Raw genomic sequence first — 25853 nt, forward strand, 5'->3', positions numbered from 1 at the left:
CGGACCGACTCGATGAACGGGGCCGGCAGCTGAGCTCCAGTCTGGGTCGGATGGGGTGCGCACACCCGTTGCCTGAACCGCGCACCCTCTGCAGCTGGCAGTGAGGGGTGTGCGCTCACCGGAGAGGGTGTGCACACCCACCGCAACGTGCCCGGCCGCAAGCGTGATCGGTGTCGGTGGTCGGGTGCAGAATCGCCCTGTGACCCGGAGCACTTACTTCACCTCCAGCACCCTCGACGGCTACCTCGCCGACGAGAACGACTCTCTCGAGTGGCTCTTCCGTCAGGACATCGACGAGCACGGCCCGATGAACTACGGCGACTTCATCGCGGACATCGGCGCGATCGTCATGGGAGCCACGACCTACGCCTGGGTCCTCGAGCACAACGCGTCGACCGGTGAGGCGTGGACGTACGACATGCCGGCCTGGGTGGTGACCCATCGAGACTTCGCGGACTCCGAGCACGACGTTCGATTCGCTGCGGGGGACGTGGCCGACCTGTGGCCGGCGATCGAGGACTCGGCCGACGGCAAGGACGTCTGGATCGTGGGGGGCGGTGATCTGGCAGCGCAGTTCGCCGAGGCCGGACACCTGGATCGGATCGTCGTCTCGATCGCGCCGGTCACCCTCGGTGCCGGCAGGCCGCTGTTCCCGCGTCGGTTCGATCTCCGACTCGTGGACTTCGCGCGCAACGGCGCGTTCCTCTGCGCGGAGTACGACGTCGTGGAACCGCACGCGCAGACCTGAGTCCTGTCATCATCTGTCCATGACAGCGGCGGGTCGCAGAGTGCGCGGTGTGGTCCTGGTGGCCGTGGTGATCGCCGCGTACGTCGCGGTGGTGCTCACCTACGCGCTGGGAAGCCCGCCGAACGGCCCCGACCTCCGTGAGGCCGCACCCGACGCCGCGCTCGTCTACCTCGACGTGGACACCGTCTCCGGTGAGAACTTCTCGCTCGACGCCCGCGTGTCCGTGTATCCGGGGACCGAGTTGACCGATGCCGACGGCAACCTGGTCGACGACCTGATCGTCGACGTGACGCCGACCGCGAGTGCCGGCACCCTGACGTTCCCCAGTGGGACCCGTGTGGGCCCGCTCCCGGTCTCCCTGTACGCGGACGGCGACATCCGGCGATGGCCGTTCGACACCTACGACGCGTCGTCGATCCAGGTGCGGGTGTTCTCCGGCGCCGGCGCGGACCGGCAGCCCGTACCCGCCGAGATCGTGGTGACCGACTCGCTCACGTCCTGGGCGGTGGAGGCCGTCGACATCGACTCCTCCTCGGCGCAGGCCTTCGACATCCGCGTCGCGCGCACGGTGGGTACCACGATCTTCGACATCGCGATCTGTGTCGTGCTCGTCGTCCTGCCGTCGTGCACGCTGTTCGTGTCGATCCAGACGCTGCGCCGCCGCAAGCAGTTCCTGCCGCCGATCATGACGTGGTTCGCGGTGACGCTCTTCGCGGTGCTGCCCATCCGCAACCTGTTCCCCGGCGCCCCGCCGATCGGGTCGTGGGTCGACTACACCGTGGTGCTGTGGGTGGTGGCGGGTCTGGTGACGGCGATGGTGCTCTACGTCGTCGCGTGGTGGCGCCAGGGTCCCTAGGTCGAGCGCGACCGGGGTGGGGCCCGGCCGCGCGTACCGTCGAGCCATGATCGAACGGCTGAGGACGACGGTGACACAGGTGGCCGAGGCCGCACTGGGAATCGTGGGGGTTCGTGTGGGTACCGAGGAACCACCCCACACCACCGAGGCGCTCACGGGGGCGGTCGAGATTCGCCGATACGAACCCCGGATCGCGGCGGAGACCGTCGTCGACGCCGACGAGGAACGCGCGCGCAACGAGGGCTTCCGTCGGCTGGCCGGATACATCTTCGGGGGCAATCGGGGATCCGACACGATCGCGATGACGGCTCCCGTTGCCCAGTCGGCGTTGCGCGGGCAGACCATCGCGATGACCGCACCCGTGTCGCGCGCCGCGAGCGACGAGGGATGGGTCGTCCGGTTCTTCATGCCGTCGCGATGGACGATGGACACTCTCCCGGCGCCGAAGGATGATCGGGTGCGCCTGGTGGAGGTGCCGGCCGAGACGGTGGCGGTGCTGCGGTTCAGCGGTGACCGCGGTGCGCAGGCCGTGGCCGAGCGCACCACGGAGCTGCTGGAGATCCTGAAGTCCCGCGGCATCGACACGACCGGCGAGCCGATGTCCTGGTTCTACGACCCGCCCTGGACGGTGTCGTTCCGCCGCCGCAACGAGATCGCCGTTCCTGTCTCCCGATGATCAGACACTGAAGCGGATCGTCTGTCCCGGCGCACATTGCGCCGCGGATCCGAGATCCGCCGACGCCACGACGGCGATCACCGGGTAGCCGCCGGTCACCGGATGGTCGACGAGGAACAGCACGGGCAGTCCCGACGGCGGCACCTGCAGTGCGCCGGTCACCATGCCCTCGCTCGGGAGTTCGTCCTCGCGGGATCGTGACAGTGGCTCGGCGCCCTCGAGTCTCATGCCGACGCGGTCGGACTCCGTTCCCACCGTCCAGGCTCGAGCGAGCAGCAGGTCGAGCGCGTCGTCGGTGAACCGGTCCGCGCGCGGGCCGGGAATCACCCCCAGGGTCGTCCGGTGCTCGAACGGGTACGGATTCATGTCCGCCCGAGGCCAGTCCTCGGCGTCGTGACCGATCGGCAGCAGGGCGCCGGGCGCCACTCGCTCGGGTCCGATGCCGGACAGGGAGTCGGTCGATCGGCTCCCCAGAACCCGGGGCACGTCGATGCCGCCGCGGACGGCGACGTAGGTGCGCAGTCCCACCGGTGCCCAGTCGAGGCGGATCTCGGCGCCCGACCCCACCACGACCACGGCGCCGTGCCCCTGCGGTACGCCGTCCACCGTGAACGGGGTCGGAGCCCCCGTGACCGCCAGAACCACCTCGGTGCGTGCGCGCAGCACCAGTCCGCCGAGCGTCACCTCGAGCGTCGCGGCGTCGATCATGTTCCCCACCAACCGATTCGCTGCGTCGTGCGAGCGTCGATCGGCAGCGCCGGACGTGCCGACGCCCAGCGAGGACCACCCGGTGCGTCCGCGGTCCTGCACCGTGGTGAGCGGCCCGGTCGCCAGTACCTCGAGCATCACGTCACCGCGCGGAACTGCACGCGCGTGCCGGGCGCGAGCAGCGCGGGGTCGTCCCGGTTCACGTCCCACAGCGCCGCGTCGGTGCTGCCGATGATCTGCCACCCGCCGGGCGACGAGGTCGGGTACACCCCGGTGTACTCGCCGGCCAGCGCCACGGATCCCGCCGGCACCGAGGTGCGCGGATCGGCGCGGCGCGGGATCGACAACGGATCGGATCCGACCAGGTAGGCGAAGCCGGGGGAGAAGCCGCAGAACGCGGCGGTCCACACCTGACCGGTGTGTACGGCGACGATGTCCAGTCCCGTTGTCGCACAGACCGCGTCGAGATCGGGCCCGTCATATCGGACGTCGATCGTGATCGTCTCACCGGAGCGGCCGAGCACCTGCGCCGGTGGCGTCTCGCGGAGCCACGCCGACACCCGTGCGGGTTCCGCGTCCTCGGTGAGGATCACCAGCACGGTGGCGGCGGCGGGGATCATCTCGGCGATTCCCGGGTGCCCGACGGCCCACCCGGCGTGGTGCGCCGCGACCGTGCGGACGTCGTCGAGATCGACCAGCAGGGCGCGGTCGCCCGCCGGGGCGATCCTCACGACACGAACGGGGTCAGGGTGACGCCGTTGCGGGACAACACCGCACGCACGGCCAGGGCCATGTCCACCGCGGCGGGGGTGTCGCCGTGCAGGCACACCGAGTCGGCGTTCACCGGCACCGTCACCCCGTCGACGGAGTCCACGACGCCCTCGGTGACCATCCGCAGCACGCGTCGTGCCACCGCCTCGACGTCGGACAGGACCGCACCGGGGTCGCGGCGGGAGACGAGGGTTCCCGCTGCCGTGTAGCCGCGATCGGCGAACGCCTCGGTGACGGTCCGCAGGCCCGCCCGCGCGGCGATCTCGAGGAATGCCGAGCCGGGCAGCCCCAGGACGGGCAGGCCGGGGTCGTACGCGGCGACGGCGTCGACGACCGCCTGTGCCTGTACTCGGTGGTGCACGATCGTGTTGTACAGCGCTCCATGTGGTTTGACGTACCGCACGCGTCCGCCGACGGAGCGCGCCAGGCCGTCGAGAGCCCCGATCTGGTAGATCACGTCGGCGCGCAGGTCCTCCGCGGTGATGTCGAGGAAGCGCCTGCCGAAGCCGACGAGGTCCCGGTACCCCACCTGGGCGCCGATACGCACGTCGGACCGGACGGCGTCGGCGCACGTCCGCAGCAGCGTGGCCGGATCACCCGCATGGAAGCCGCACGCGATGTTGGCGCTGGTGACCACACGCAGCATCGCCGCGTCGTCACCGAGCGTCCAGGTGCCGAAGCCCTCGCCGAGATCGGAGTTCAGATCGACCATCCACACGAGGGTAACGGTCAGGCGTGGACGACGGTGCGGGACGGTGTGCGTCGACCGACCGCCCGGCAGACGAGGTAGATGACGAACGAGATGGTGGTGACGAAGGTCGAGACCGGCACTCCGGGAGCGAGCGAGAGCAGGATGCCGCCCACGGCCGCGACCTCGGCGAAGAGAATCGAGAGCCACGTCGCCGTGACGGGGTTGGCGGTGACGAGGGACGCCGCTGCCGCGGGCGTGATGAGGAGCGAGAGCACCAGCAGGGCGCCGACGATCTGGACGCCGAGCGCACACGCGACACCGACGAGGATCGCGAACACGATGGACAGCAGTCGCATCGGTACGCCGCGCGCCTCGGCGCCCTCGGGATCGGTGCTGGCGAACAGCAGGGGCCGGTAGACCACGAAGAGCACGACGATGACGACGAGCGCCACCGCGAGCAGCAGGCCGAGACCCGTGCTGCCGACACCGACGATCTGCCCGACCAGCAGCGAGAAACTGGTGCCGGTGCGGCCGGGATACGCCCACAGGAAGAGCACCGACAGGCCGAGCCCGAAGCTCATGATGACGCCGATGACGGAGTCGCGTTCGCGCGCACGACGGCCCAGCAGGGCGAACAGGACCGCCGCGATGACGGATCCCAGGATGGCGCCGACCCCGACGGCCAACCCCACCAGCAGGGCCGCGGACGCACCGGTGAGGGACAGCTCCGACGAGCCGTGGACGGCGAACGACCACTGTCGACTGACGATGAGGGGGCCGAGCGCCCCGGCGAGCACACCGAGGATCGCCGCGGCGATCAGCGCCTGCTGCACGAAGTCGTAGGTGAGGAGATCGGCCGTCGTACCGAAGTCGAATGCCTTGCTCAGGGCGTCGAGAACCTTGTCCATGCCTACTCCGACTCGTCCACGTGGTGCATGCCGCCGGCGCTCCCGAGGGCGTCCATGGCGTCGCCGGTACCGACGACCACCAGCCGCCCGCGGACGCGCAGGACCTCGACGTCGGTGTCGTACAGCTCGGAGAGCACCTCGGAGGTCATCACCTCCTCGGTGGTGCCGATGCGGAACTTGCCGTCGACGAGGTAGACCACCCGGTCGACGATCGGCAGGATCGGGTTGAGCTCGTGCGTCACGAACACCACCGAGGTGCCGTGCGAGCGCCGACGCTGGTCGATCAGGTGCGCGACGACCTGCTGGTTGGCGAGGTCGAGGCTCAGCAGCGGTTCGTCGCAGAGCAGCACGTCCGGATCGCCGACGAGTGCCTGCGCGACGCGGAGCCGCTGCTGCTCACCGCCGCTCATCTGCCCCAGCGGCGCGTCGGCGAACGCGTCCGCACCGACCGAGGCGACGGCGATGTCGACGGCCTCGCGACGGGCATGGCGCCCACGGAAGCCGATGCCCCAGCGGTGTCCGTCCCACCCCAGGCCGACGAAGTCGCGCCCGCGCAGCGGAACGCCCTCGTCGATGGCCTTCTGCTGGGGGATGTAGCCGACGGAGGATCGACCGCCGGCGATGGTCGCGGTGCCGGCGGTGAGGTGGGCCTGCCCGAGCAGCACCTTGAGGAGCGACGTCTTGCCGGAGCCGTTCGGGCCCAGCACGGCGACGAACTCGCCCGGTGCGACCTCGAGGTCGAGATCGGACCAGAGCACCCGGTCGCCGTAGGCGAGGGTGGCTCCGGTCAGTCGGACAGCGGTCACACGACCCCCAGCGCGTCGGCGAGATCCTGCGCTGCCGTGCGCTGCCATGAGACGTAGTCCTGACCTGCGGGCAGGGTCTCGGTGACCTCGACGACGCGGATGCCGTTCTCTTCGGCGATGCGGCGCACGTCCTCGGTCACGGCGTCCTCCGTCTGAATGTTGTAGACCAGTACGTCGACGCCCTTGCCGGTGAACAGGTCACGCGTCGCGGCGACGGCGGCGGGCGAGGGATCGTTGCCCTCCTCGATCGCGTCCTCGAAGTCCTCGGGGGTCTTGTCGTCCACCCCGGCTCCTTCCAGCAGGTAGTGCGCGATCGGCTCCGTCTGAGCGACGGGTGCGCCCGGCTTCTGCTGGGCGATGCGATCCGTGATGTCGGTGATCTCGTGGATGTCGTCGTGGAACGCCTCGGCGTTCTCGGTGTAGTAGGCCGCGTTGTCGGGGTCGACCTTACCGAGTTCGGTGGCGATCGCCTCGGCGGTGGCCGCCGCGATCTCCGGGTCGTACCAGACGTGCTCGTTGGTCTCGCCCGAATGGTCGTGGGCACCCGCCTCGTCGGCATGGTCGGCGTCGTCCGCGTGCCCCTCGAGCAGCGAGTACGCGTCGACGGAGGGCACGTCGCCCGCGGAGCCGAGCACGTCGTCGACGAACTCGTCGTAGCCGCCGCCGTTGTACACGACGAGCGAGGCCTCGGACAGTGCCGCGGCGTCGCCGGGGCTGGCCTCGTAGGAGTGCGGATCCGCGGACGGATCCGAGATGATCGCCGTGACGTCCGCTCGGTCTCCGACGACGGCCTCGGCGACCGAGCCCCACACGTTCGTCGACGCGACGACGGTGGGCCGACCGGACTCGGCCGTCGCGGTGTCGTCGGAGCTGCATCCCACCAGGGCGGTCGCCGTCAGGGCGGTCATACCCAGGGCGGTGACGAGCGTGCGGAGGGGAATTCGGGCGGGTGCGTACACGAGGGGTGCTCCTGGGTCGGTCGAACGTTATCGTTAATGGAAACCGTTGTCGTGACCTTACCGCCCCACCACCCCGACGGCGAAACCGTGCCGGAGCCGACGTGCGCGACCCCGACCGGATACCGTCTCTTCATGGCGAGGTCGACGGAACCGCGACGGATGGCCACGCTCGCGTCGCTGGCCGCCGAACTGAACGTCTCGCGCACCACCGTGTCCAACGCCTACAACCGCCCGGACCAGCTCTCACCCGAGATGCGGGAACGTGTGCTCGACGCGGCCAGGGCCCGCGGTTATCCGGGGCCCGATCCGGTCGCCCGCTCGCTGCGCACCCGGCGCGCCGGTGCGGTGGGGCTCGTCCTCACCGAGGCGCTCAGCTACTCGTTCTCCGATCCCGCCGCCGTGCAGTTCCTCACCGGCCTCGCCGAGTCGTGCGAGCGGGCCGGACGCGGTCTGCTGCTCATTCCCGCGGGGCCCGCCTCGACGCCGGAGGACGCCGCGGCCGTCGTGCAGCAGGCCGGGGTCGACGCATTCGTCGTCTACTCGGTGTCCGACGACGATCCGCACCTGACGGCGGTCCGTGACCGTCATCTGCCGACGGTCGTGTGCGACCAGCCTCGGGACGCGGAGGACACCTCGCTCGTCGGAATCGACGACAGGGTGGCGATGCGACGGATGGCCGAGGAGGTGCTCGCGCGGGGCCACACTCGCATCAGCGTGGTCTGCATGCGGCTGCGCCGCGACCGGCACGACGGACTCGTCGATCCGGAACGCCGGAGCGGCATCACCTTCCATGTCCAGCGCGAGCGTCTCGCCGGCATCCGCGACGCGATGATCGCGGCCGGCGTCGATCCCGACATCGTGATCGTCGAGCGCTTCGACCACACGCGGGAGGCCGGACGGTCGGCGGCCGCCGAGGCGCTCCGGGCGGCGCCGGACACCACCGCGCTGGTGTGCACGTCCGACGTGCTGGCTCTGGGTGCGCTCGATCACTGTGCCGCGCAGGGTGTCTCGGTACCCGAACAGATGTCGGTCACCGGTTTCGACGGGGTCGACGAGGCGCGCCGCATCGGCCTGACGTCGGTCCAGCAGCCGGTCCTCGAGAAGGGTCGGCTCGTCGGTGAGATCGTGCTGGGCGTCAGCCATTCCGGGGTGGACCGGACCGAGCACCTCCCGACGCATCTGCTCGCCGGGGTGACGCTCGGCCCGGTGCGGACCGGCTAGCGGGCCAGCAGCTGGGCGCAACGCAGCAGGCCGAGGTGGCTGTAGGCCTGCGGGTGGTTGCCCAGCGAGCGCTCGGCCACGGGGTCGTACTCCTCGCTCAGCAGGCCCGTCGGGCCTGCCGCGGCGACGAGCTGGGTGAAGAGCGCTTCGGCCGGAAGTCGCTGCCCGATCAGAAGATACGCCTCGACGAGCCAGGCCGCGCACAGGTGGAACCCGCCCTCGCCACCGGGGAGGCCGTCGTCGTGGTGGTAGCGGTACACCGTGGCGCCGCTGCGCAACTCGGCCTCGGTCGCGGTGACCGTCGCCGCGAAGCGCGGGTCGCTCGGATCGATGAGACCGGACAGGCCGATGTGCAGGGTGGCCGCATCGAGATCGGTTCCGCCGTACGCGGCCGTGAAGGACTGCGCCTCGTCGCTCCAGCCCTTGTCGAGCACCTGACGACGGATGACGTCACGCAACGTGCTCCAGCCGAGCTGCGCCTCGCGGCCGTACGCCTCGGCCAGGGTGATGGCGCGATCGACGGTGAGCCAGCACATCACCTTGGAGTAGACGTGGTGGCGCGGGTTGCCGCGGATCTCCCAGATGCCGTTGTCCGGCTCGGACCAGCGTCGCTCGACGGCGTCGACCATGGCGCACACCAGGTCCCAGTCCTGATCGGTGAGCACCTCGGCGTTCGCGGTGACGCCGCTCGCGGTGCGGGCGCGGGCCAGTGTCGCGATGAGATCGACGATGGGTCCGAAGACGTCGAGCTGCACCTGCTGGTTGGCCGCGTTGCCCACCCGCACGGGGCGGGATCCCGCGTACCCGGGCAGGGCGTCGATGACGGCCTCGGGAGGCAGCGACTGCCCCCACAGCGTGTAGAGCGGGTGCAGGCGTTCCGGTCCGGGGACGGTCTCGAGCACGTCGTGCACCCAGTGCAGGTAGTTCTCCGCCTCGGACAGCGAGCCCAGGGACACCAGCGCGGACGCCGTCAGGGCCGCGTCGCGCAGCCAGCAGTAGCGGTAGTCCCAGTTGCGGACACCGCCGATCTCCTCGGGCAGCGACGTCGTGGCCGCGGCCATGATCGACCCGGAGTCGGCGTGCACCAGGCCGCGCAGGGTGAGCGCGGACCGCTTCATCAGATCGGGCTTGAGCTGGGGGAGGGTCAATCCGGCCGCCCAGTCGTGCCAGTAGGACTCGGCCTCGGCGCGACGCTCGGCTTCGGGCACCTCGGACGGGCCCAGATCCGACGTCCCGCAGCGCAATTCGAGGATCACGGGACCGGTGGACGGATCGATCTCCGCCCGCGCGGTCTCCTGGCCGTGCTCGCTGGTGACGGTCCAGGTGATGCCCGGCGCGCGCAGCACCATCGGGTCGTTGGTACCGAACACGCGGAGGCCGTCGTCCTCGGCCTCGAGCCGGACGCGTGCCTGCCCGAACTCGGGGCGCGGCGCGAACGTGACCACGGCCTTGGCCTTGCCGGTGATCACGCGGGTGAAGTCGGTGCGATCGCTCGGCACGTCGTGCGCGAGGTAGTCGTCGACCTGCAGGCTGGCCCAGCGGGTCTGCACCGTCATGGTGCTGTCGATGTACTGCTGGCTCAGCGGGAGGGACGGACGCAGCGGGCCGACGGTGAAGTGGCCCGCCTCGTCGCCGCCGAGCAGGTGTGCGAAGACGGCGGCGGAGTCGGGTTCGGGGTGACACAGCCACGTGAGGCCGGCCTCGGGCGTCAGGAGTGCCACCGATCGTGGGCTCGCCATCATGGTGAGACGCTCGATGCGCGGGGCGTCCGCACCGGAGAGCCAGGTGCGGCGCTCCTCCAACAGGAACGCGAGCGCCGCGGCCACCTGCTCGAGGGTGTCGACGCGGTAGCCGGCGAGCGACTCACCGTCGCCGACCTTGACGCCGATGTCCGGCCCGTGCAGCCGTCGGAACGCCTTCTCGTCGGTGACGTCGTCGCCGAAGAAGACGGCGGCGGAGGCGCCGCCCTGGTGTCGCAGGATGTCGAGGGCCTGGCCCTTGTCGGTCGCGATGACGGCGAGCTCGATCACGGACTTGCCCTCGGTGACCTGTACGCCGTCCCAGGTGGCTGCGCCCGCACGGACCTCGTCGAGGGCGCGCTGTCCGGCCTCGGGGTCGGCGTTGCGCACGTGCAGAGCGGCGCTGGCGGGCTTGGTCTCGACGCTGATGTTCGCGCCGCGGGACGCGACCGTGCGGAGCTCGGCGACCACGCGCTCGAGCAGTGCCGTAGCCTCGCCGCCGAGCTCGGTGACGAAGCCGGCGTCGAACTCGGACCCGTGGCTGCCCACGAGCTGGACCTCGACGGGCAGGCGGGAGAGGATCGCCAGGTCACGCAGCGCGCGCCCCGAGATCACAGCAGCCTGGGTGCCGTCGAGACCGGCGAGAGCGCGGAGTGCGCGGACCGATTCGGGCAGCGGAAACGCCTTCTGCGGGTCGGAGACGAACGGCGCCATGGTGCCGTCGTAGTCGGAGGCGACCAGCAGTCTCGGCACCCGCGCGACGCCGACGAGGGCGCGGCGAAGGTCGAGGGGGAGGTCCACAGCGCTCACAGCGCACGACCTGGACGGTGACCGGGGCTTCTCACTCGGTCAAACCTAGGCGACGGGGGCCCTGCTCGCCTCATCGGGGAGAGAGGTCCGAGGAGCGGCCGTGAGGGTGTCTGTGACTCGCGATGACTGGAAATCGTGTGTCACGACTATTCGCATTAACTTTTTGGACGATTGTTCGTAATGTAATACTGAGAGCGTGACGTCGCATACGAGGCGAACAACGAGGAGCGTCATGTCGAAGCCCGTCCAGTTACCCGAGCCGATTGCCACGACGTGGGAGTGGCAGTTGAACGGATTGTGCCGCGGTATGGATTCTGCCGTCTTCTTCCATCCGGAAGGTGAACGGGGACATAAGAGAACCGCTCGCGAGGAGCAGGCCAAACGGGTCTGCGAGCAGTGCCCCGTGCTGATGCGGTGCCGTGATTACGCGGTGGCCGCCGGTGAGCCGTACGGCGTCTGGGGTGGTTTGTCGGCGCCCGAGCGGATGCTGGGAAATGCGCTTTCCGATCAGCGCGCAATCGGTTGAACAGATGATTTCGCGGTGATCGAAAACTGCACGAAGCTTGAATTGGTGGACATTATCCGACGTGGTGCCTGTACAGCGTAAAGCTCTTCGGGTGTTCCCCTCGGACGGCGCCCGGTCTACCGTGATTCGCATGTGCCGAAACATCACCGAACTGCGCGGCCTCGAGCCTGCGGCGACGGACGAGGAGATCGAGGCGGCCGCGCGTCAGTACGTGCGCAAGGTCAGCGGACTCCGCACACTGTCGGACGCGAACCGGGACGCCTTCGAGACCGCCGTGGCCGAGGTCACCGCGTCGACCACCCGGTTGCTGAGCGTGCTCCCGCCCCGCAAGCAGCCGCCGCAGACGGTCCCGCCGCTACGCCGCCTGGCGCACGCGCACCCTCACTGACCCAGGGGATCGTGCTGGACGTTCTGCATCGGCGTCCCCACCTTGCGCAGTGCGTACAGGGTGGTGCGCACCATCGACGGTGATCCACACACCTGGATCTGCCGATCGGCCCACGATCCGAACCGCGTGACCACCTGCCCGAGCTTGCCCACCATGGTGTGGTTCATGCCCGGCGGGAACTCGCGCGCCGGACCGGGCCGCCACCACGGCTCCTCGGGCTGCTCCACGACCGGCACGATGGTGAGCCACGGGTTGGTGCGTGCCAGGTTCCACAGCGTGTCCAGGTCGTAGAGGTCGCTCGGATACTCGCCGCCCACGAACAGATGCACCCGCGGATTACGGCTCCGCATCGCCATGTCCATCAGCTGCGCACGCAGGGGGGCGATGCCGGTGCCACCCGCGATCATGAGCACGTCCTCGCTGCCAGGCGACGTGTCCACACTGAGTCCGCCCAGCGGCGGCCCGAGCAGCCAGCGGTCGCCCACCGTGGTCTCCGAGACGATGGCCGGACTCACCCAGCCGGCCGACACCCGCCGGACGTGGAACTCGATGCCGCGGTAGTCGTTGGGTGCGATCGCGGGGGAGAGGTACCGCCACATCCGTGGACGCTGCGGGATCTGCACGCTGAGGTACTGGCCGGCGGCGAAGGGAATGTCGGCGTCCGTCTGCAGGCGCACGATCGCGAGGTCGTCGAGCACGCGATGGTGCTCGACCACCGTCGCTCCCCAGTACGGCGGCAGGTCCTCGGTGTCGGCCCCGACGGCCATCGAGTTGCAGATCATCGACACCACGCGGCGCCACGCCGCGTCGGTCTCGTCTGTCCAGACGTCCGGGTCCGCCGTGGTGCGGAACGCGTCGACCAGCGCGTTCTGGGCGGCGAGGAAGTGCGCGCCGGTCAGGCCGTGCTTGCGGTGGTCACGCCCGAGTTGATGCAGGAAGGGAAGGAAGTCGCGGTCGTCGAGGTGCCGGACGACGTGGTCGACGGCGCGCAGGAGGCGGTGCCGCTGCTGATCCATGGCGGCGGGGAAGAAGCCGCGGAAATCGGGGTACTCGGCGAACAGTCGAGCGTAGAAGGCGCCGGCCACGGTGTCCGCGCCGTCGTCGGACAGCGCGGAGGCAACTCCGGCGCGCACTCGCGCCAGGGCCTGCGGGTCGAGCAATGGGCACCTTCGATAGTCGTGACGGGTTCGTGTGCGAGTGGTGTGTCCGAGAGTAGTGGTCGTGTCCGGTCACGGCCAGCGCGCTGGGCGGCGCCCTCCTGCGTGGTGCGGCGGCAACAAACTTGAGCGGAATAGACTCAAGTCGACTAAGGTTGTTCTCGTCGACACACCCGTTCGACCCGAAGGAAGGTGACCGGTGGACTCGTTCACTCCCACCACGAAGACCCAGGCAGCGTTGACCGCTGCACTGCAGTCGGCATCCGCAGCGGGCAACCCGGACATCCGGCCGGCTCACCTGCTCGTCGCACTGCTCGACCAGACGGACGGCATCGCCGCGCCGTTGCTGAAGGCTGTCGGCGTCGACCCGAGCGCGATCCGCTCGCAGGCGCAGACTCTGGTGGACCGTATGCCGTCGGCCACCGGCTCCACCACCCAGCCGCAGCTCGGACGTGACGCGCTGGGCGCGATCACCGCCGCTCAACAGCTGGCCACCGAACTCGACGACGAGTACGTCTCGACCGAGCACCTGGTGGTCGGACTCTCGACGGGCGATTCCGATGTCGCGACGCTGCTCCAGAGGAACGGGGCGACACCGGCGGCGCTGCGCGAGGCGTTCACCACCGTGCGTGGCAGTGCCCGCGTCACGAGCCCGGACCCGGAGGCGACGTACCAGGCTCTGGAGAAGTACTCGACCGACCTCACCGAGGCCGCACGCAGCGGCAAGCTCGATCCGGTCATCGGTCGCGACACCGAGATCCGTCGTGTGGTGCAGGTGCTCTCGCGCCGTACCAAGAACAACCCGGTGCTCATCGGTGAGCCCGGCGTCGGCAAGACCGCGATCGTCGAGGGCCTCGCGCAGCGCATCGTCGCCGGCGATGTCCCGGAGAGCCTGCGCGGCAAGACCGTCTTGTCGCTCGACCTGGGATCGATGGTCGCGGGCGCCAAGTACCGCGGTGAGTTCGAGGAGCGGCTCAAGGCCGTGCTCGACGACATCAAGAACTCGGCCGGCCAGGTCATCACGTTCATCGACGAGCTGCACACCATCGTCGGTGCGGGCGCGACGGGCGAGTCCGCCATGGACGCGGGCAACATGATCAAGCCGATGCTCGCGCGTGGTGAGCTGCGGTTGGTGGGCGCCACGACGCTCGACGAGTACCGCAAGTACATCGAGAAGGACGCCGCACTCGAGCGCCGGTTCCAGCAGGTGCTGGTCGGTGAGCCGTCCGTGGACGACGCGGTCGGCATCCTGCGTGGCCTCAAGGAGCGGTACGAGGTGCACCACGGTGTGCGCATCACCGACTCCGCCCTGGTCGCCGCCGCCACACTGTCGGATCGCTACATCACCTCACGGTTCCTGCCGGACAAGGCCATCGACCTCGTCGACGAGGCCGCGTCCCGCCTCCGCATGGAGATCGACTCGCGTCCGGTCGAGATCGACGAGATCGAGCGTGTCGTGCGCCGACTCGAGATCGAGGAGATGGCGCTGGCCAAGGAGACCGACGACGCGTCGAAGACCCGTCTCGAGAAGCTGCGCGGTGAGCTGGCGGACAGCAAGGAGAAGCTGGCCGAACTGAGCACGCGTTGGCAGAACGAGAAGAACGCCATCGATTCGGTGCGCGACCTCAAGGAGCAGCTCGAAGCGCTGCGCGGCGAGTCCGAGCGGGCCGAGCGCGACGGTGATCTGGGCAAGGCCGCGGAGCTGCGCTACGGACGCATCCCGTCGCTGGAGAAGGAGCTCGCGGAGAAGACCGCGGCCACCGTTCCCCAGGGTGACGTGATGTTGAAGGAAGAGGTCGGCCCGGACGACGTCGCCGACGTGGTCGCGGCGTGGACCGGTATCCCCGCGGGCCGGATGCTCGAGGGTGAGACGGCGAAGCTCCTCCGCATGGAGGACGAGCTGGGCAAGCGTGTCGTCGGTCAGGACGACGCGGTCCAGGCCGTGTCCGACGCGGTGCGCCGCGCTCGTGCCGGGGTGTCCGATCCGAACCGGCCCACCGGGTCGTTCCTGTTCCTCGGACCGACGGGCGTCGGCAAGACGGAACTCGCGAAGTCGTTGGCGGACTTCCTGTTCGACGACGAGCGCGCCATGATCCGTATCGACATGAGCGAATACAGCGAGAAGCACTCGGTGGCTCGGCTGGTCGGTGCCCCGCCCGGATACGTCGGGTACGAGGCCGGTGGTCAGCTGACCGAGGCCGTGCGTCGTCGGCCGTACACGGTGGTGCTGTTCGACGAGGTCGAGAAGGCGCACCCGGACGTGTTCGACATCCTGCTCGCCGTGCTCGACGAGGGCCGCCTGACCGACGGTCAGGGCCGAACGGTGGACTTCCGCAACACGATCCTGATCCTCACCTCGAATCTCGGTGCGGGTGGCGACAGGGACCATGTGATGGCGGCGGTGCGCAGCGCGTTCAAGCCGGAGTTCGTGAACCGGCTCGACGACGTGGTCGTCTTCGACGCCCTGAGCGAGGAGCAGCTGCAGTCCATCGTCGACATCCAGTTACTGCAACTGCAGCGCCGCCTGTCGGCTCGTCGACTCACGCTGGACGTCACGCCGTCGGCCCGGTTCTGGTTGGCCGTACGGGGTTACGACCCGCAGTACGGGGCCCGGCCGCTGCGTCGGCTCATCCAGCAGGCCATCGGCGATCAGTTGGCCAAGCTGTTGCTGGCGGGCAAGGTCGTCGACGGTGACACGGTCACGGTGGACACGTCGGAGGACGGCGCGACGCTCGAGCTGAGTTGAGATCGACGCGTCAACCGTGCACGTGAACATCGATCGTCCACTCGGGCAACGGGTCCGGATAGCCCCTCCAGGCGTCCGGACCCGCTGTCACCTCCGCGTCTGTCAGCAGTGCGGTGTCGAGAAGGTCACGAACCATGTCCGGGCGTAGTCGTACTCCGATGACGACGATCTCCTGGCCGGCCGGAACGTCGATCTCCGACCACGGTTGCGCACCGTCGATGGTGAGGTTCGGGCCCGCTTGCGACCACACCGCCGCCCGGTCCGGTCGCGACGCGATCCAGCAGAAACCTTTGCTTCGCAACACATCGTGCAACCGGTCGAGTGTTCGGTTCAGGCGCGTGGGGTGGAACGGCCGGTCGGCGGTGTAGACGAAGCTCGAGATGCCGAACTCCTCGCTCTCCGGCACGTGGGTGCCGGTGAGCTCGTCGTCCCAGCCCGGGGCGAGTAGCGCGGCCTCGGGGTCGTAGAGACCGGTGTCGAGGATTCGGGCGGGGTCGATGGCCCCTTTGATCGTGCGCACGACCTCGGCGCGGGGATTGAGCCGTCGCACGGCGGCGTCGGTGGCTCCGGCGAGAGCGTCGGAGACGAGGTCCGTCTTGCTGATCAGCACGATGTCGGCGAACTCCACCTGGTCCACGAGGAGGTCCGAGATGGATCGCTCGTCACCCTCGGCGACATCGAGCTCGCGGTCGTCGAGTGTGTCGCCGCGGGAGATCTCCGTGAGGAAGGTGGAGGCGTCCACGACCGTCACCATCGTGTCCAGGCGGGCCAGGGTGCCGAGGCTGACGGGCGCGTCGCTCTGCGGCTCCCACTCTCGGGGCTCGAAGACCCAGTCGAACGATGCCGCGACGGGCAGGGGCTCGGAGACACCTGTCGATTCGATCAGCAGGTAGTCGATGTCGCCTGCCGACGCCAGCGTGCCCACGGCCTCGATGAGGTCGTCGCGAAGCGTGCAGCAGATGCAGCCGTTGGTGAGTTCGACCAGCCGCTCCTCGGTGCGGACCAGCGTGGTCGACCCGGTGACCGACCCGTCGATGAGCCTCGCGTCGATGTTGATCTCGCTCATGTCGTTCACGATGACCGCGACCCTGAGACCCTGCCGGTTCGCGAGCACGTGTTCCAGGATGGTGGTCTTGCCGGCGCCGAGGAAGCCGGACAGGACGGTGACGGGGAGCAGAGGGGCCATGCCTTGATGATAATCATTGTCATCAAGCAGTCGGGTGGGGGGTGTCCCTCACGAGCAGTTCCGAGGCGGGTGCGGGGCGGCCGAGCAGGTATCCCTGCACCAGATCCGCTCCCACCTCGCGCGCCGTGGCGAGTTCCTCGGCGGTCTCCACGCCCTCGAAGATGCAGACGGCACCGATCTCCCGCGAGAACGTGACGATGCTGACGGCGGCGGCACGACGCATGGGGTCGGTGTCGATGCCGCGCACGATCGAGGCGTCGAGTTTGACCACGCCGGGACGTAGTTCCACCAGTTGGCGCAGACCCGAGTAGCCGGTTCCCACGTCGTCCACCGAGATGAGGACGCCCGCCGAGCGCAACATCTCGACGGCGACGCCCATCCCGTCGTAGTCGTCGATGCGGTCGTGTTCGGTCACCTCCACGATCCAGCGTCTGCCCCTGTCTCCGCGCCCGATCAGGTCCGCGGCGAGATCGCTGGACAGGATGGTGTCCGCCGAGGTGTTGACCGCCACGAAGGCACCCGATGGCAGCACGCTGGACGCGGTGATCGCCGCGTGGATGGCACTGAGTTCGAGGTCCACGCGCAGGCCGACGGTCGACGCGTCGGTGAACCACGTCTGCGGAGAGCCGTACCCGTCGGGGAATCGCGACAACGCCTCGTAGCCGACGACGGCTCCCGTGTCGGTGGTGCAGACGGGCTGGAAGACGATGCTCGGGCCGCCCGACGCGATGAGCGCCGCGATACGGTCGCGCAGGTCCGCCGACGCGGACGCCCGACTGGCGTGGCGACGCTGCATCGTCGCCTCCGCACGCGTCATCAGGTGGTGCAGGGTAGTGCCCACGTCGGCATGCGGGTCGACGGTCTCCGCCACCGAGCCCGTCAGAACCGTGACCGGTGCGCTGCGCAGAGGGGTGCTCTCGAGTCCGGTGGCCAGATCCCGCATCGCGCGATCGGCGGAACCGTCCGGACCGACGAGAAGTACACACAGGAACTGCGAGGTGCTCAACCGTGCCGCGACGGCGTCCGCCGGAGCCTCGGTGGTGAGCCGCTCGGCGATCTCCTCGAGCACCTCCCGGCCCGAGCCGCGGCCGAAACGCTGCTCGACGTCCGCGAAGTCGGCGATCTCGACGAAGACGCCGAGAGCGGTGCGGCGACTCTGCACGGACTGCGATTGCGACGTCACCCGGTTGTAGAGCCCGCGTCGCGTCAGCAACCCCGTGAGTGGATCGCGTTGCGAGGCCTCGACCTGTCGGCGGAGGTAGGAGACGTACATGCGGATGACGAAGGGCGTGGCGAACATGCTCATCAGCGCGAGCGTGCGTGACAGCACGAGCCAGATCTCCGTGCCCTGCTCGATCGAGACGGCGGCGAGCACGACGAGCAGGCCACAAGAGAAGGCGACATGCAATGTGAGGGTGAGGGTGTCGGTGAACGCCGCTGCGAACAGGGAGACCAGCACCAGTACGGCGCATGCCGGCATCGACAGGAACGCGGAGTCGTACATCGTCACGACGGTGAGCACGCCCACGTCGGCGTAGACGACGTAGGCGGTCTCGAAGTGCCTCGGACGCGTGGTCGTGAACCAGGCGACCGCGACGGGAACGGTCGTGGCGGAGAACAGAAGTATCCACACCGCGCCGCCCGGTCGGAGGGCGTCGGAGGGCAGGAGCAGCAGGCCGGCGACGCCGACGAGCACCGTGATGCCCGCGATGACGGCGCGAGATCGTTCTGCTGGTCTCGGCGTCAACGCGAGAAACGACAGAACCGGATCAGGACTGATCCGCTGTGATCTCACGACGACTCGTTTCGACGGTCTGCGGCACACTCCGACGTCAGACTACCGGCGGCGAGTTCGTGCTGCGGCCAGAACCGAGTCGGCGGCGGGCTTCCACGGCATGCAGATCGCGACGGCCACGGCGCACGCCAGGCACGCGGACACCGTGACGTACGAGGCGAACTGGAATCCCTCGAGGCTTGCGGACTTCATCGCCAGAATCAGTTCCGCCTTCTGCTGTTCGAACAGCGACGGCGTGGGACGCTTCGCCATCTCGATCACCGCGATGACGGTTTCGGACGCGAAACCCTTCTCGCCGTCCGTCATCAGCGACGAGGGCACTGCGTCGAGCAAGGGGGTGACCCGCGCGGAGTAGACCGAGGCGACGATCGAACCCAGTACCGCCACACCGAGTGTGCCGCCGATCTCGCGTGTCGTGTCGTTGACCGCCGACCCGGCGCCTGCGCCGTCCAGGTCGACCGCGGACATGATGGAGTCGGTCGCGGGTCCCTGGACGACGGCCAGTCCTAGCCCCATGAGGACCATCGACAGCAATACCGGGCCGACGTAGGGCGTGTCCACGGTGGTCTGGCCGGCGATGGCCATCCCCGTGCTGACGATGAGCAGACCCAGCACGATGACGGCGGTGGCACCGAAGCGCTGAGCGATCAGCGTGGCGATCGGTGCGCCCACACCCACGGCCACCGCGAACGGCAGTGAGTGCAGGCCGAACTCGAGCGGTGAGTACTCGCGGACGCCCTGGAAGTACTGGGTGATCATGAACAGGAAGCCGAACATGGAGAAGTAGCCGACGGCGATCGACAGGGCCGGGAGCGAGAAGCGACGGTTCGCGAACAGAGTCAGATCGAGAACCGGAGCGGCTGTGCGCTTCTCCCACGCGAGGAAGCCGGCGATCGCCACGGCGGAGAGCGCGTAGCCGGCGAGGGAGGTGGCCGACAGCCATCCGCGATGCGGGGCCTCGATGATCGTCCACACCAGTGCCGTGATCGCCACCAGTGAGGACACGAGTCCGACGACGTCGAAGCGGCCGACGTGCTCGGCGCGCGACTCCGGGACCAGAACTCGAGCGGCGACGGCCACGACGAGTGCCACGGGCACGTTGATCCAGAAGACCGAGTGCCACGAGAAGTGTTCCAGTAGATAGCCACCCGCGGTCGGACCGATCGCGATGGCGAAACCGGCCATGGCCGTCCAGGCGGCGATGGCCAGTGCCTTCTCGCGGGGGTCGGTGAAGATGGTGATGATCATGGCCAGCGTCGCCGGGAACACTGCCGCCGCGAAGACGCCCATGACGGCGCGTGCCGCGATGACCTGGTCGAGGTCACTCGACAGCGCCCCCACCACAGACAGCGCCGCCACCCCGAGCAGGCCGATGATCATGACGCGGCAGCGTCCGTACCGATCGCCGAAGTGCCCGAGCGCCAACAGGAAGCCGGCGAACGTCAGTGTGTAGGCGTCGACCACCCACTGCAGGCCGGACATCGAGGTCTGGAGCTCGACGCCGATGGACGGCAGCGCGACGTTGACGATGGTGTTGTCGAGGACCACCAGCAACTCGGCCGCGCAGATGACGAGGAGCGCCAGCGCGCGGCCTCGCCCTGACAGCGAGGTGGTGGGTGGTGCCTGATGCAGTGCCATGGAACCCCGCTCCGTCGGTTCTATGCGGTGTAGCATAGAAGGTGGACAGAAGGTAACTGTGTCGCTGCGTCACGGTCAATCGAGTGTGGTGGCCGTCACGCTCGGGTCAGTCGACGGGGGCGACTCGGACGAGGTTGCCGTCCGGGTCGGCGACCACGAACGTCCGACCGAACACGTCGTCGTGGGGCGATTCGACGACGACGAGTCCGGCCGTCGTGGACCAGTCCCGGAACACGTCGTCGATCCTCGACGCCGGACCGGGCAGCATCACCCCGATCTCGGACGTCCGCGGAGTGGCCGAGTGCGCATGGTCGGGGCGCCCGCTCCACAGAGCGAACGTGACGGTTCCGCCCGCGTCGAAGGCGACGTAGCGGGGGCTACGGAAGGTCGCCTCGATGTCGAACAGCCGACTGTAGAAGTCGGTCGCGCGGTCGATGTCGGTGACGTAGACGAGAAACAGATTGGGTGCGGGCACGAGGACGCTCCTGTGTGAGTGAGGTGGATGACGGACTCCATGAAGCGCGCCATACCTGCCAGAAGCTGTCACCTATTCGGCGCACAATTCCTGTCATGACGTCGTCCCGACTTCTCGCCCTTCTACTGCTGCTGCAGACCCGGCACCGCATCACCACGGGTGAACTCGCGGAACGTCTCGAGGTGAGTCGGCGCACCGTGCTGCGCGATGTCGATGCCCTGTCGGCCGCCGGGGTGCCGGTGTACGCCGAGCGCGGACGGCACGGCGGGATCGTGCTGTTGCCGGGGGCACGACTCAATGCGTCGTACCTCGAGCCGGCAGAGATGGACGCGGTGACGCTCGCCGGTCTCGACGAGGAGCAGCGTGGGCGACTCGGTGTGACCGGGACGCACGATATGGCGATGCGCAAGATCGCGGCGCGTCGAGCAGGCGTCGAGGCGGCGAGCCGCAGTCTCGCGGAGCTGGTCGTCGTCGACAACACGAGCTGGTTCGCACCCGGTCGTGACGTCGTGAACGTCGGGGATCTGGCACTAGACCTTCGTTCCGGCCGCCGACTCCTTCTGCGCTACAGGCGAAGCGGAGCGCTCGAGGCAGAAGCGGTGGTGGTCGATCCGTACGGTCTCGCCGCGAAGGCCGGACGGTGGTATCTGGTCGCCGACGTCGGTCGGCGCGGACGGCTGTTCGCACTGGCGCGGTTGGACGGGTACGAGGTCACGGGCGAGTCGAGTCACCATCGTTCCGTCGGCCTGCGCGGTGTGTGGTCCGAGCTGTCCGCGGCGGTGGAGGCGCCCGGCGACGTGATCGTCACGGCTCGTCTCCGTTCGAACAGAACAGATCTCGCCCACCGTGTGCTCGGATCGCGCATCACCGCGAGCGAGCCCGCCGGAGACGGCTGGACGCAGATGTCGATCAGATACTCGACCATCGAGGGGGTACGGCAACTGCTGCAGTTCGCCGATCACCTCGAGGTGGTGGAGCCGCACGAGGCGCGGACACGCGTCGCGGAACTGGCGGCAGACCTCGCTCGTCGACATTTCTGACGGTGTCGGTGGCTCCTGTTATCTTCGCACACATGTTCGAGTCGGGGTGGGCGCAGCAGAATCCGGAGGCCATGGGCCTTCCGGTGGCGCTGACCGATGCGTCGATCGAGGAGGCTCTGGACACCGTCGTTCACGCGACCGCCGGCCTCGGCTTCCTGGAGTGGACTCGCTACCGGGCGGCCGCGCACCTCCACGCCCTGATCGTCGCGCCGGTCGAGGCCTCGGACCGCCGACGCCTGGACGCGGCGACACAGTGCGCCGCCCGCATCGCCACCGTGCTGTCCGTCAGTCAGGGTGCCGCCGACGGCATTCTCTTTCGCGCCCTCGTGTTGCGCGATCGCCTGCCGCGTGTCGCAGAGTGTCTGCGGGACGGGCTGCTCGCGCCGAAACACCTGCACACCATCGTCACTCGTACCGATCTGGTGGACGGCCGCGACTACGCCGACGAGGTCGACGCCGAGATCGCTGCCGCCCTTCGGCGTCGCCGTTCGTGGTCCGACACCCGGCTGCGGGACATGGTCGACTGCATCGTTCATCGTCATGATCCTGATGCGGTGCGCGAGAGGCGCATCAGGGCCAAGGAGAATCGCTCCTTCTGGGTCGAGAACGCTCCCGACGGCATGGCGGCCGTCGGTGCCACCCTGGCGGCCGAGGACGCGCTGCTCGTCGCAACCCGTGTCGAGGCTCTTGCTGCGAACGTCTGCTCGCGCGATCCGCGCAGCCGCAACGCTCGCGCGTCCGACGCACTGTTCGCACTCGTCACCGGCACCGGATTCGGTTGTCAGTGCGGCGATCCCACGTGCACACACACGGAGACCGACCCCGACTCGATCAGCGCGACCACCGTCGTCGTGCACGTGGTGGGTGACGCGGCCACCCTGGATGCGGTCACCGCAGCTGCATCGAGCCCGGAAGGTGCAGCCCCCGACACCTCCGGCCGCTCCGGCTTCCTGCACGGTCACGGTGTCATCTCGCCCGACCACCTGCGGGATCTGGCGAACCGTTCCGATGCCGTGCGTCGACGGATGGACGCGACGCCCGCAGCCCATCAGCCGGCCGACCCGTATCGGCCCAGCGCGGCACTCGAGACGTTCGTCCGTGCCCGCGACCAGTACTGCACGTGGCCCGGATGCAACAACCCGGCGGTGACGGCGGACCTCGACCACGTGACCGAGTACGACCACGACGACCCGGCCGCCGGTGGACAGACCACGGCGGTGAATCTCAACAGCAAGTGCCGCTTTCACCACACTCTGAAGACGTTCACCGACTTCCTCGACGATCAGTACCCCGACCCGGAGCTACCCGGCAGAGTCCTCTCGACCGTCACCACCCCGGAGGGTCGCACCGTTCCCGGTCCGGCTCACAACGGATACGACCTCCACCCGGAACTGGCCGACGTCACCTTCGACGAGCCAGTGGTGCACCCGCCGCCCGGGACCGAGTCGCCACCGACGAGACGACGCACTCGCCTTGCGGCCGTTCATGCGCGGCGACGCGCTGAACGGGCACGCAACCGCCGAGCTCGAGAAGCCGCAGCGATCGACGACCCGCCACCGTTCTGAACGACGGTGGCGGGGCTGTCAGACGCGCGCGGATTCGGCGGCGGTCACGCGTCGCTGACGCAGCACACCGGCCACCACGGTGACCGCTGCCAGCACCGCGGAGAAGCCGATGGCCGTCCGCTGCTCCGGCATGATCACCATCATCACGAGGACGACGACGATGAAGCCGATCGCCAGATACGTCAGCCACGGATACAGCCACATGCGCACCGGAGGTCGGCGACCCTCCCGGTCGAGCGTGCGCCGCAACACCAACTGGCTGGCCGCGATGGCGAGGTACACGAAGAGAGCCACGGCACCGGTGGTCGCGAGCAGGTACCCGAACAGTTTCTCCGGCAGCGCGTAGTTGCCGGCGACGGCCACGAATCCTAGTGCGGTGGAGGCCAGTACGGCGACGTAGGGCACGCCGCGGCTCGACACCTTGCGTACCGCCGCGGGGGCGTCGCCACGCTCGGACAGCGAGAACAACATGCGGCTCGCCGTGTACAGCGCGGAGTTCAGGCACGAGGCGACGGCGGTGAGGATGACGACGTCCATGATGCGGTCCGCGTGCGGAATGTTCATCTGCCCCAACACGAACTGGTACGAGCCGGTCTCGGCGTCGAGCTCCGCGGCCGGCACCAGGGCGACGACGATGAAGATCGAGCCGAGGTAGAAGATCATGATGCGCCAGATCACCGAGTTGACCGCGCGGGTGATGCCCTTCTTCGGATCGGGCGACTCCGCGGCGGCGATGGTGACGATCTCGGTGCCCATGAACGAGAACATCGTCGTGAGCATGGCGGCGATGACGGCACCGAAACCGAAGGGCATGAACCCGCCGTCCGACCACAGGTGCGATACCCCGCTGACGTCGCTGCCCGGCAGCAGACCCAGGATCGCGAGCACGCCGAGCGCGATGAACCCGATGATCGCGACCACCTTGATGAGCGCGAACCAGAACTCGAACTCGCCGTAGTTGCCCACGCTCAGCAGGTTGGTGACGGTGAGGATCAGCGTGATGGCGAGCGCCCAGATCCACTGGTCACCGCCGATCCACGACGACATGATCAGCGCACCGGCCGTGGCCTCGACCGGGATGACCAGCACCCAGAACCACCAGTAGAGCCACCCGACGGAGAACCCGGCCCAGTGGCCGAGCGCGCGGGTCGCATACGTGGAGAACGATCCGGTGTCGGGGTTGGCGGTCGCCATCTCCCCGAGCATGCGCATCACCAGGACGACGAGGATGCCGGCGAACAGATACGACAACAGCACGGCGGGGCCGGCCAGGTTGATCGCGGTCGCGGATCCGACGAACAGTCCGGCGCCGATGACACCGGCGATCGAGATCATGGTGATGTGACGTGGTTTCAGACTGGTTCCCAGAGCGCCGGGTTGTCCGGTCGCGCTGACTGGGTCCGCGTCCTTGTTGTCGATCGACATGTCAGTTCTCCTCGTGAGATGCGAACCTTCCGAGTCGATCACAACGGTCGGTTCGGTGCCCGGCGCACGGCACATCTCGTCCGATTTGCCCGGTCTTTTCGGGGACTATCCTGAGGTCATGACGACGCCGACCGGACCGCGCGACAACGACGACTCGGCTCGCGACCGCGACCGCGACCAGCCGACGGAGTACCTCGGCACTCCCGGTCACACGTCGGATCCGGGCCAGGCCTACGGGCAGTCCGGCTACAACCCGACCGAGGCGCTCCCGGCAGGCGACTGGTACGCCCAGCAACCGCCGTACGAGCAGGGCTACCCCCAGCAGCAGCAGTATCCGACTCAGGGCTACCCGACACAGCAGAGTCATCCGCAGCAGCAGGGCTACCCGACGCAGGGCTATCCCCAGTACCAGCAGCCCCCGTACCAGCAGAACCAGTACCAGCAGAACCAGTACGGCGAGGCGCCCTTCCTCGAGAACGGCGACAGCAAGCCCCCGCGCGGTCCGAAGACCGCACTCATCGTCGTGGCGGCGCTCGTCGTGATCGCACTCATCGGCACCGGGGCCTATCTGCTGTACGACTCGACGTCGTCCTCGCGCACCGCGGCGCCGGCCATCACGCCGCGCTCCGCCCCGCCCACGACCACGGCGCCGCCGTCGACGAGCGTCCCGCCGCTCGGCTCGCTGCCGGGTCTGGAGCAGATTCCCGGGGGAGTGGGGGAGGCGCTGGGGTCCCAGGGGGCCTCCGTGGGCACGATCATCTCGAACGACGGCACCACCATCGTCATGGACGGGATCGGCGGGTCCACCGTCACCGTGGTGACGAACGCGAACACGCAGATCCTCGCGCTCGGCGCTGCCACGGTGGCGGACCTCGCGCCCGGCACCTCGATCGTGGTGCAGGGCACCCCGCTGGCCGACGGGTCCATCACCGCCGAGGTCATCGTCAGCGCCGGTATCGGCTTCAACTGACGCCGGGGCGTCGACCGCCACCACCGAACGAGAGACACCCTCCCCCGCA

At 68.9% G+C, this 25853-nt stretch carries 23 protein-coding genes; 10 read left to right on the forward strand and 13 right to left on the reverse strand.

Features of this window, described 5'->3' with window-relative positions:
- Positions 1 to 199: 199 nt before the first annotated feature.
- Genes HQ314_RS16970 through HQ314_RS16980 form a run of 3 tightly spaced genes read left to right on the forward strand, consistent with a single transcriptional unit; the run spans position 200 to position 2280 of the window.
- Positions 200 to 748, forward strand: a complete 549-nt coding sequence (locus HQ314_RS16970; RefSeq protein ID WP_222650667.1) for a dihydrofolate reductase family protein — start codon at positions 200 to 202, stop codon at positions 746 to 748.
- Positions 749 to 767: 19 nt separating this feature from the next.
- A complete protein-coding gene (locus HQ314_RS16975) occupies positions 768 to 1604 on the forward strand; it encodes a DUF4436 domain-containing protein (protein ID WP_056443607.1) in 837 nt (278 codons plus the stop codon).
- 46 nt (positions 1605 to 1650) lie between these two features.
- Positions 1651 to 2280, forward strand: a complete 630-nt coding sequence (locus HQ314_RS16980; protein ID WP_222650668.1) for a heme-binding protein — start codon at positions 1651 to 1653, stop codon at positions 2278 to 2280.
- On the opposite strand, the gene HQ314_RS16985 is transcribed toward HQ314_RS16980, so the two are convergent.
- Genes HQ314_RS16985 through HQ314_RS17010 form a run of 6 tightly spaced genes read right to left on the reverse strand, consistent with a single transcriptional unit; the run spans position 2281 to position 7072 of the window.
- On the reverse strand, positions 2281 to 3126 hold the full coding sequence (locus HQ314_RS16985) for a biotin-dependent carboxyltransferase family protein (protein ID WP_222650669.1): 846 nt from the start codon (positions 3124 to 3126) through the stop codon (positions 2281 to 2283).
- Positions 3126 to 3713: an allophanate hydrolase subunit 1 gene (locus HQ314_RS16990; protein WP_374197848.1), complete on the reverse strand. Its 588-nt coding sequence runs from the start codon at positions 3711 to 3713 to the stop codon at positions 3126 to 3128. Before HQ314_RS16990 ends, HQ314_RS16985 begins: the two co-directional genes overlap by 1 nt.
- Positions 3714 to 3715: 2 nt before the next feature.
- The gene (locus HQ314_RS16995) at positions 3716 to 4471 is read right to left on the reverse strand and encodes a LamB/YcsF family protein (protein ID WP_056443617.1); all 756 of its coding nucleotides are present in this window, start codon (positions 4469 to 4471) and stop codon (positions 3716 to 3718) included.
- Positions 4472 to 4488: 17 nt separating this feature from the next.
- Entirely contained in the window at positions 4489 to 5358 is an 870-nt protein-coding gene (locus HQ314_RS17000; RefSeq protein WP_222650671.1) for a metal ABC transporter permease, read from the reverse strand.
- Positions 5359 to 5360: 2 nt separating this feature from the next.
- On the reverse strand, positions 5361 to 6212 hold the full coding sequence (locus tag HQ314_RS17005; RefSeq protein ID WP_222650672.1) for a metal ABC transporter ATP-binding protein: 852 nt from the start codon (positions 6210 to 6212) through the stop codon (positions 5361 to 5363).
- Entirely contained in the window at positions 6161 to 7072 is a 912-nt protein-coding gene (locus tag HQ314_RS17010; protein WP_222633240.1) for a metal ABC transporter solute-binding protein, Zn/Mn family, read from the reverse strand. The genes HQ314_RS17005 and HQ314_RS17010 overlap by 52 nt, the downstream gene beginning before the upstream one ends.
- Before the next feature lie 183 nt (positions 7073 to 7255).
- Here HQ314_RS17010 and HQ314_RS17015 point away from each other — a divergent pair, with 183 nt between their 5' ends.
- Complete coding sequence (locus HQ314_RS17015; protein ID WP_056444302.1) at positions 7256 to 8344, forward strand: LacI family DNA-binding transcriptional regulator; 1089 nt, start codon at positions 7256 to 7258, stop codon at positions 8342 to 8344.
- Here the strand turns inward: HQ314_RS17015 and otsB are convergent.
- Positions 8341 to 10893: a trehalose-phosphatase gene (gene otsB, locus HQ314_RS17020; RefSeq protein ID WP_222633161.1), complete on the reverse strand. Its 2553-nt coding sequence runs from the start codon at positions 10891 to 10893 to the stop codon at positions 8341 to 8343. The two genes, HQ314_RS17015 and otsB, sit on opposite strands and share 4 nt — an antisense overlap.
- Positions 10894 to 11125: 232 nt before the next feature.
- Between otsB and HQ314_RS17025 the strand changes: the two genes are divergently transcribed.
- Positions 11126 to 11419 (forward strand): WhiB family transcriptional regulator, encoded by a 294-nt coding sequence (locus HQ314_RS17025; protein ID WP_027506434.1) that lies wholly within the window; start codon positions 11126 to 11128, stop codon positions 11417 to 11419.
- 130 nt (positions 11420 to 11549) lie between these two features.
- The gene (locus HQ314_RS17030) at positions 11550 to 11807 is read left to right on the forward strand and encodes a DUF2277 domain-containing protein (RefSeq protein WP_027506433.1); all 258 of its coding nucleotides are present in this window, start codon (positions 11550 to 11552) and stop codon (positions 11805 to 11807) included.
- Here HQ314_RS17030 and HQ314_RS17035 read toward each other — a convergent pair.
- A complete protein-coding gene (locus HQ314_RS17035) occupies positions 11801 to 12967 on the reverse strand; it encodes a globin domain-containing protein (RefSeq protein WP_222650673.1) in 1167 nt (388 codons plus the stop codon). The two genes, HQ314_RS17030 and HQ314_RS17035, sit on opposite strands and share 7 nt — an antisense overlap.
- Before the next feature lie 196 nt (positions 12968 to 13163).
- Here HQ314_RS17035 and clpB point away from each other — a divergent pair, with 196 nt between their 5' ends.
- Positions 13164 to 15710, forward strand: coding sequence for an ATP-dependent chaperone ClpB (gene clpB / locus HQ314_RS17040; RefSeq protein WP_222650674.1), 2547 nt, complete (start codon positions 13164 to 13166; stop codon positions 15708 to 15710).
- A 10-nt stretch (positions 15711 to 15720) separates the two neighbouring features.
- On the opposite strand, the gene HQ314_RS17045 is transcribed toward clpB, so the two are convergent.
- The 4 genes from HQ314_RS17045 to HQ314_RS17060 form a co-directional block, all read right to left on the reverse strand.
- Positions 15721 to 16896 carry a GTP-binding protein gene (locus HQ314_RS17045; RefSeq protein ID WP_222650675.1) on the reverse strand — a complete coding sequence of 392 codons (1176 nt, stop codon included), beginning with the start codon at positions 16894 to 16896 and terminating at the stop codon, positions 15721 to 15723.
- Between the two features lie 22 nt (positions 16897 to 16918).
- Positions 16919 to 18691 (reverse strand): EAL domain-containing protein, encoded by a 1773-nt coding sequence (locus HQ314_RS17050; protein ID WP_222650676.1) that lies wholly within the window; start codon positions 18689 to 18691, stop codon positions 16919 to 16921.
- Positions 18692 to 18733: 42 nt separating this feature from the next.
- Positions 18734 to 20329, reverse strand: a complete 1596-nt coding sequence (locus HQ314_RS17055) for an MFS transporter (protein ID WP_222650677.1) — start codon at positions 20327 to 20329, stop codon at positions 18734 to 18736.
- A gap of 106 nt (positions 20330 to 20435) precedes the next feature.
- Complete coding sequence (locus HQ314_RS17060) at positions 20436 to 20804, reverse strand: VOC family protein (RefSeq protein ID WP_222633156.1); 369 nt, start codon at positions 20802 to 20804, stop codon at positions 20436 to 20438.
- A gap of 95 nt (positions 20805 to 20899) precedes the next feature.
- Here HQ314_RS17060 and HQ314_RS17065 point away from each other — a divergent pair, with 95 nt between their 5' ends.
- Both HQ314_RS17065 and HQ314_RS17070 read left to right on the forward strand, forming a co-directional pair.
- Complete coding sequence (locus HQ314_RS17065; RefSeq protein WP_222650678.1) at positions 20900 to 21844, forward strand: YafY family protein; 945 nt, start codon at positions 20900 to 20902, stop codon at positions 21842 to 21844.
- A gap of 32 nt (positions 21845 to 21876) precedes the next feature.
- On the forward strand, positions 21877 to 23409 hold the full coding sequence (locus tag HQ314_RS17070) for an HNH endonuclease signature motif containing protein (protein WP_222650679.1): 1533 nt from the start codon (positions 21877 to 21879) through the stop codon (positions 23407 to 23409).
- An 18-nt stretch (positions 23410 to 23427) separates the two neighbouring features.
- Here the strand turns inward: HQ314_RS17070 and HQ314_RS17075 are convergent, their stop codons facing one another.
- Entirely contained in the window at positions 23428 to 24834 is a 1407-nt protein-coding gene (locus HQ314_RS17075; protein WP_222650680.1) for an amino acid permease, read from the reverse strand.
- A gap of 118 nt (positions 24835 to 24952) precedes the next feature.
- Here HQ314_RS17075 and HQ314_RS17080 point away from each other — a divergent pair, with 118 nt between their 5' ends.
- Positions 24953 to 25804: a hypothetical protein gene (locus HQ314_RS17080; RefSeq protein WP_222650681.1), complete on the forward strand. Its 852-nt coding sequence runs from the start codon at positions 24953 to 24955 to the stop codon at positions 25802 to 25804.
- Positions 25805 to 25853 lie beyond the last annotated feature (49 nt).

It is taken from the genome of Rhodococcus sp. BP-332 (assembly GCF_019836065.1).
GTDB lineage: Bacteria > Actinomycetota > Actinomycetes > Mycobacteriales > Mycobacteriaceae > Rhodococcoides.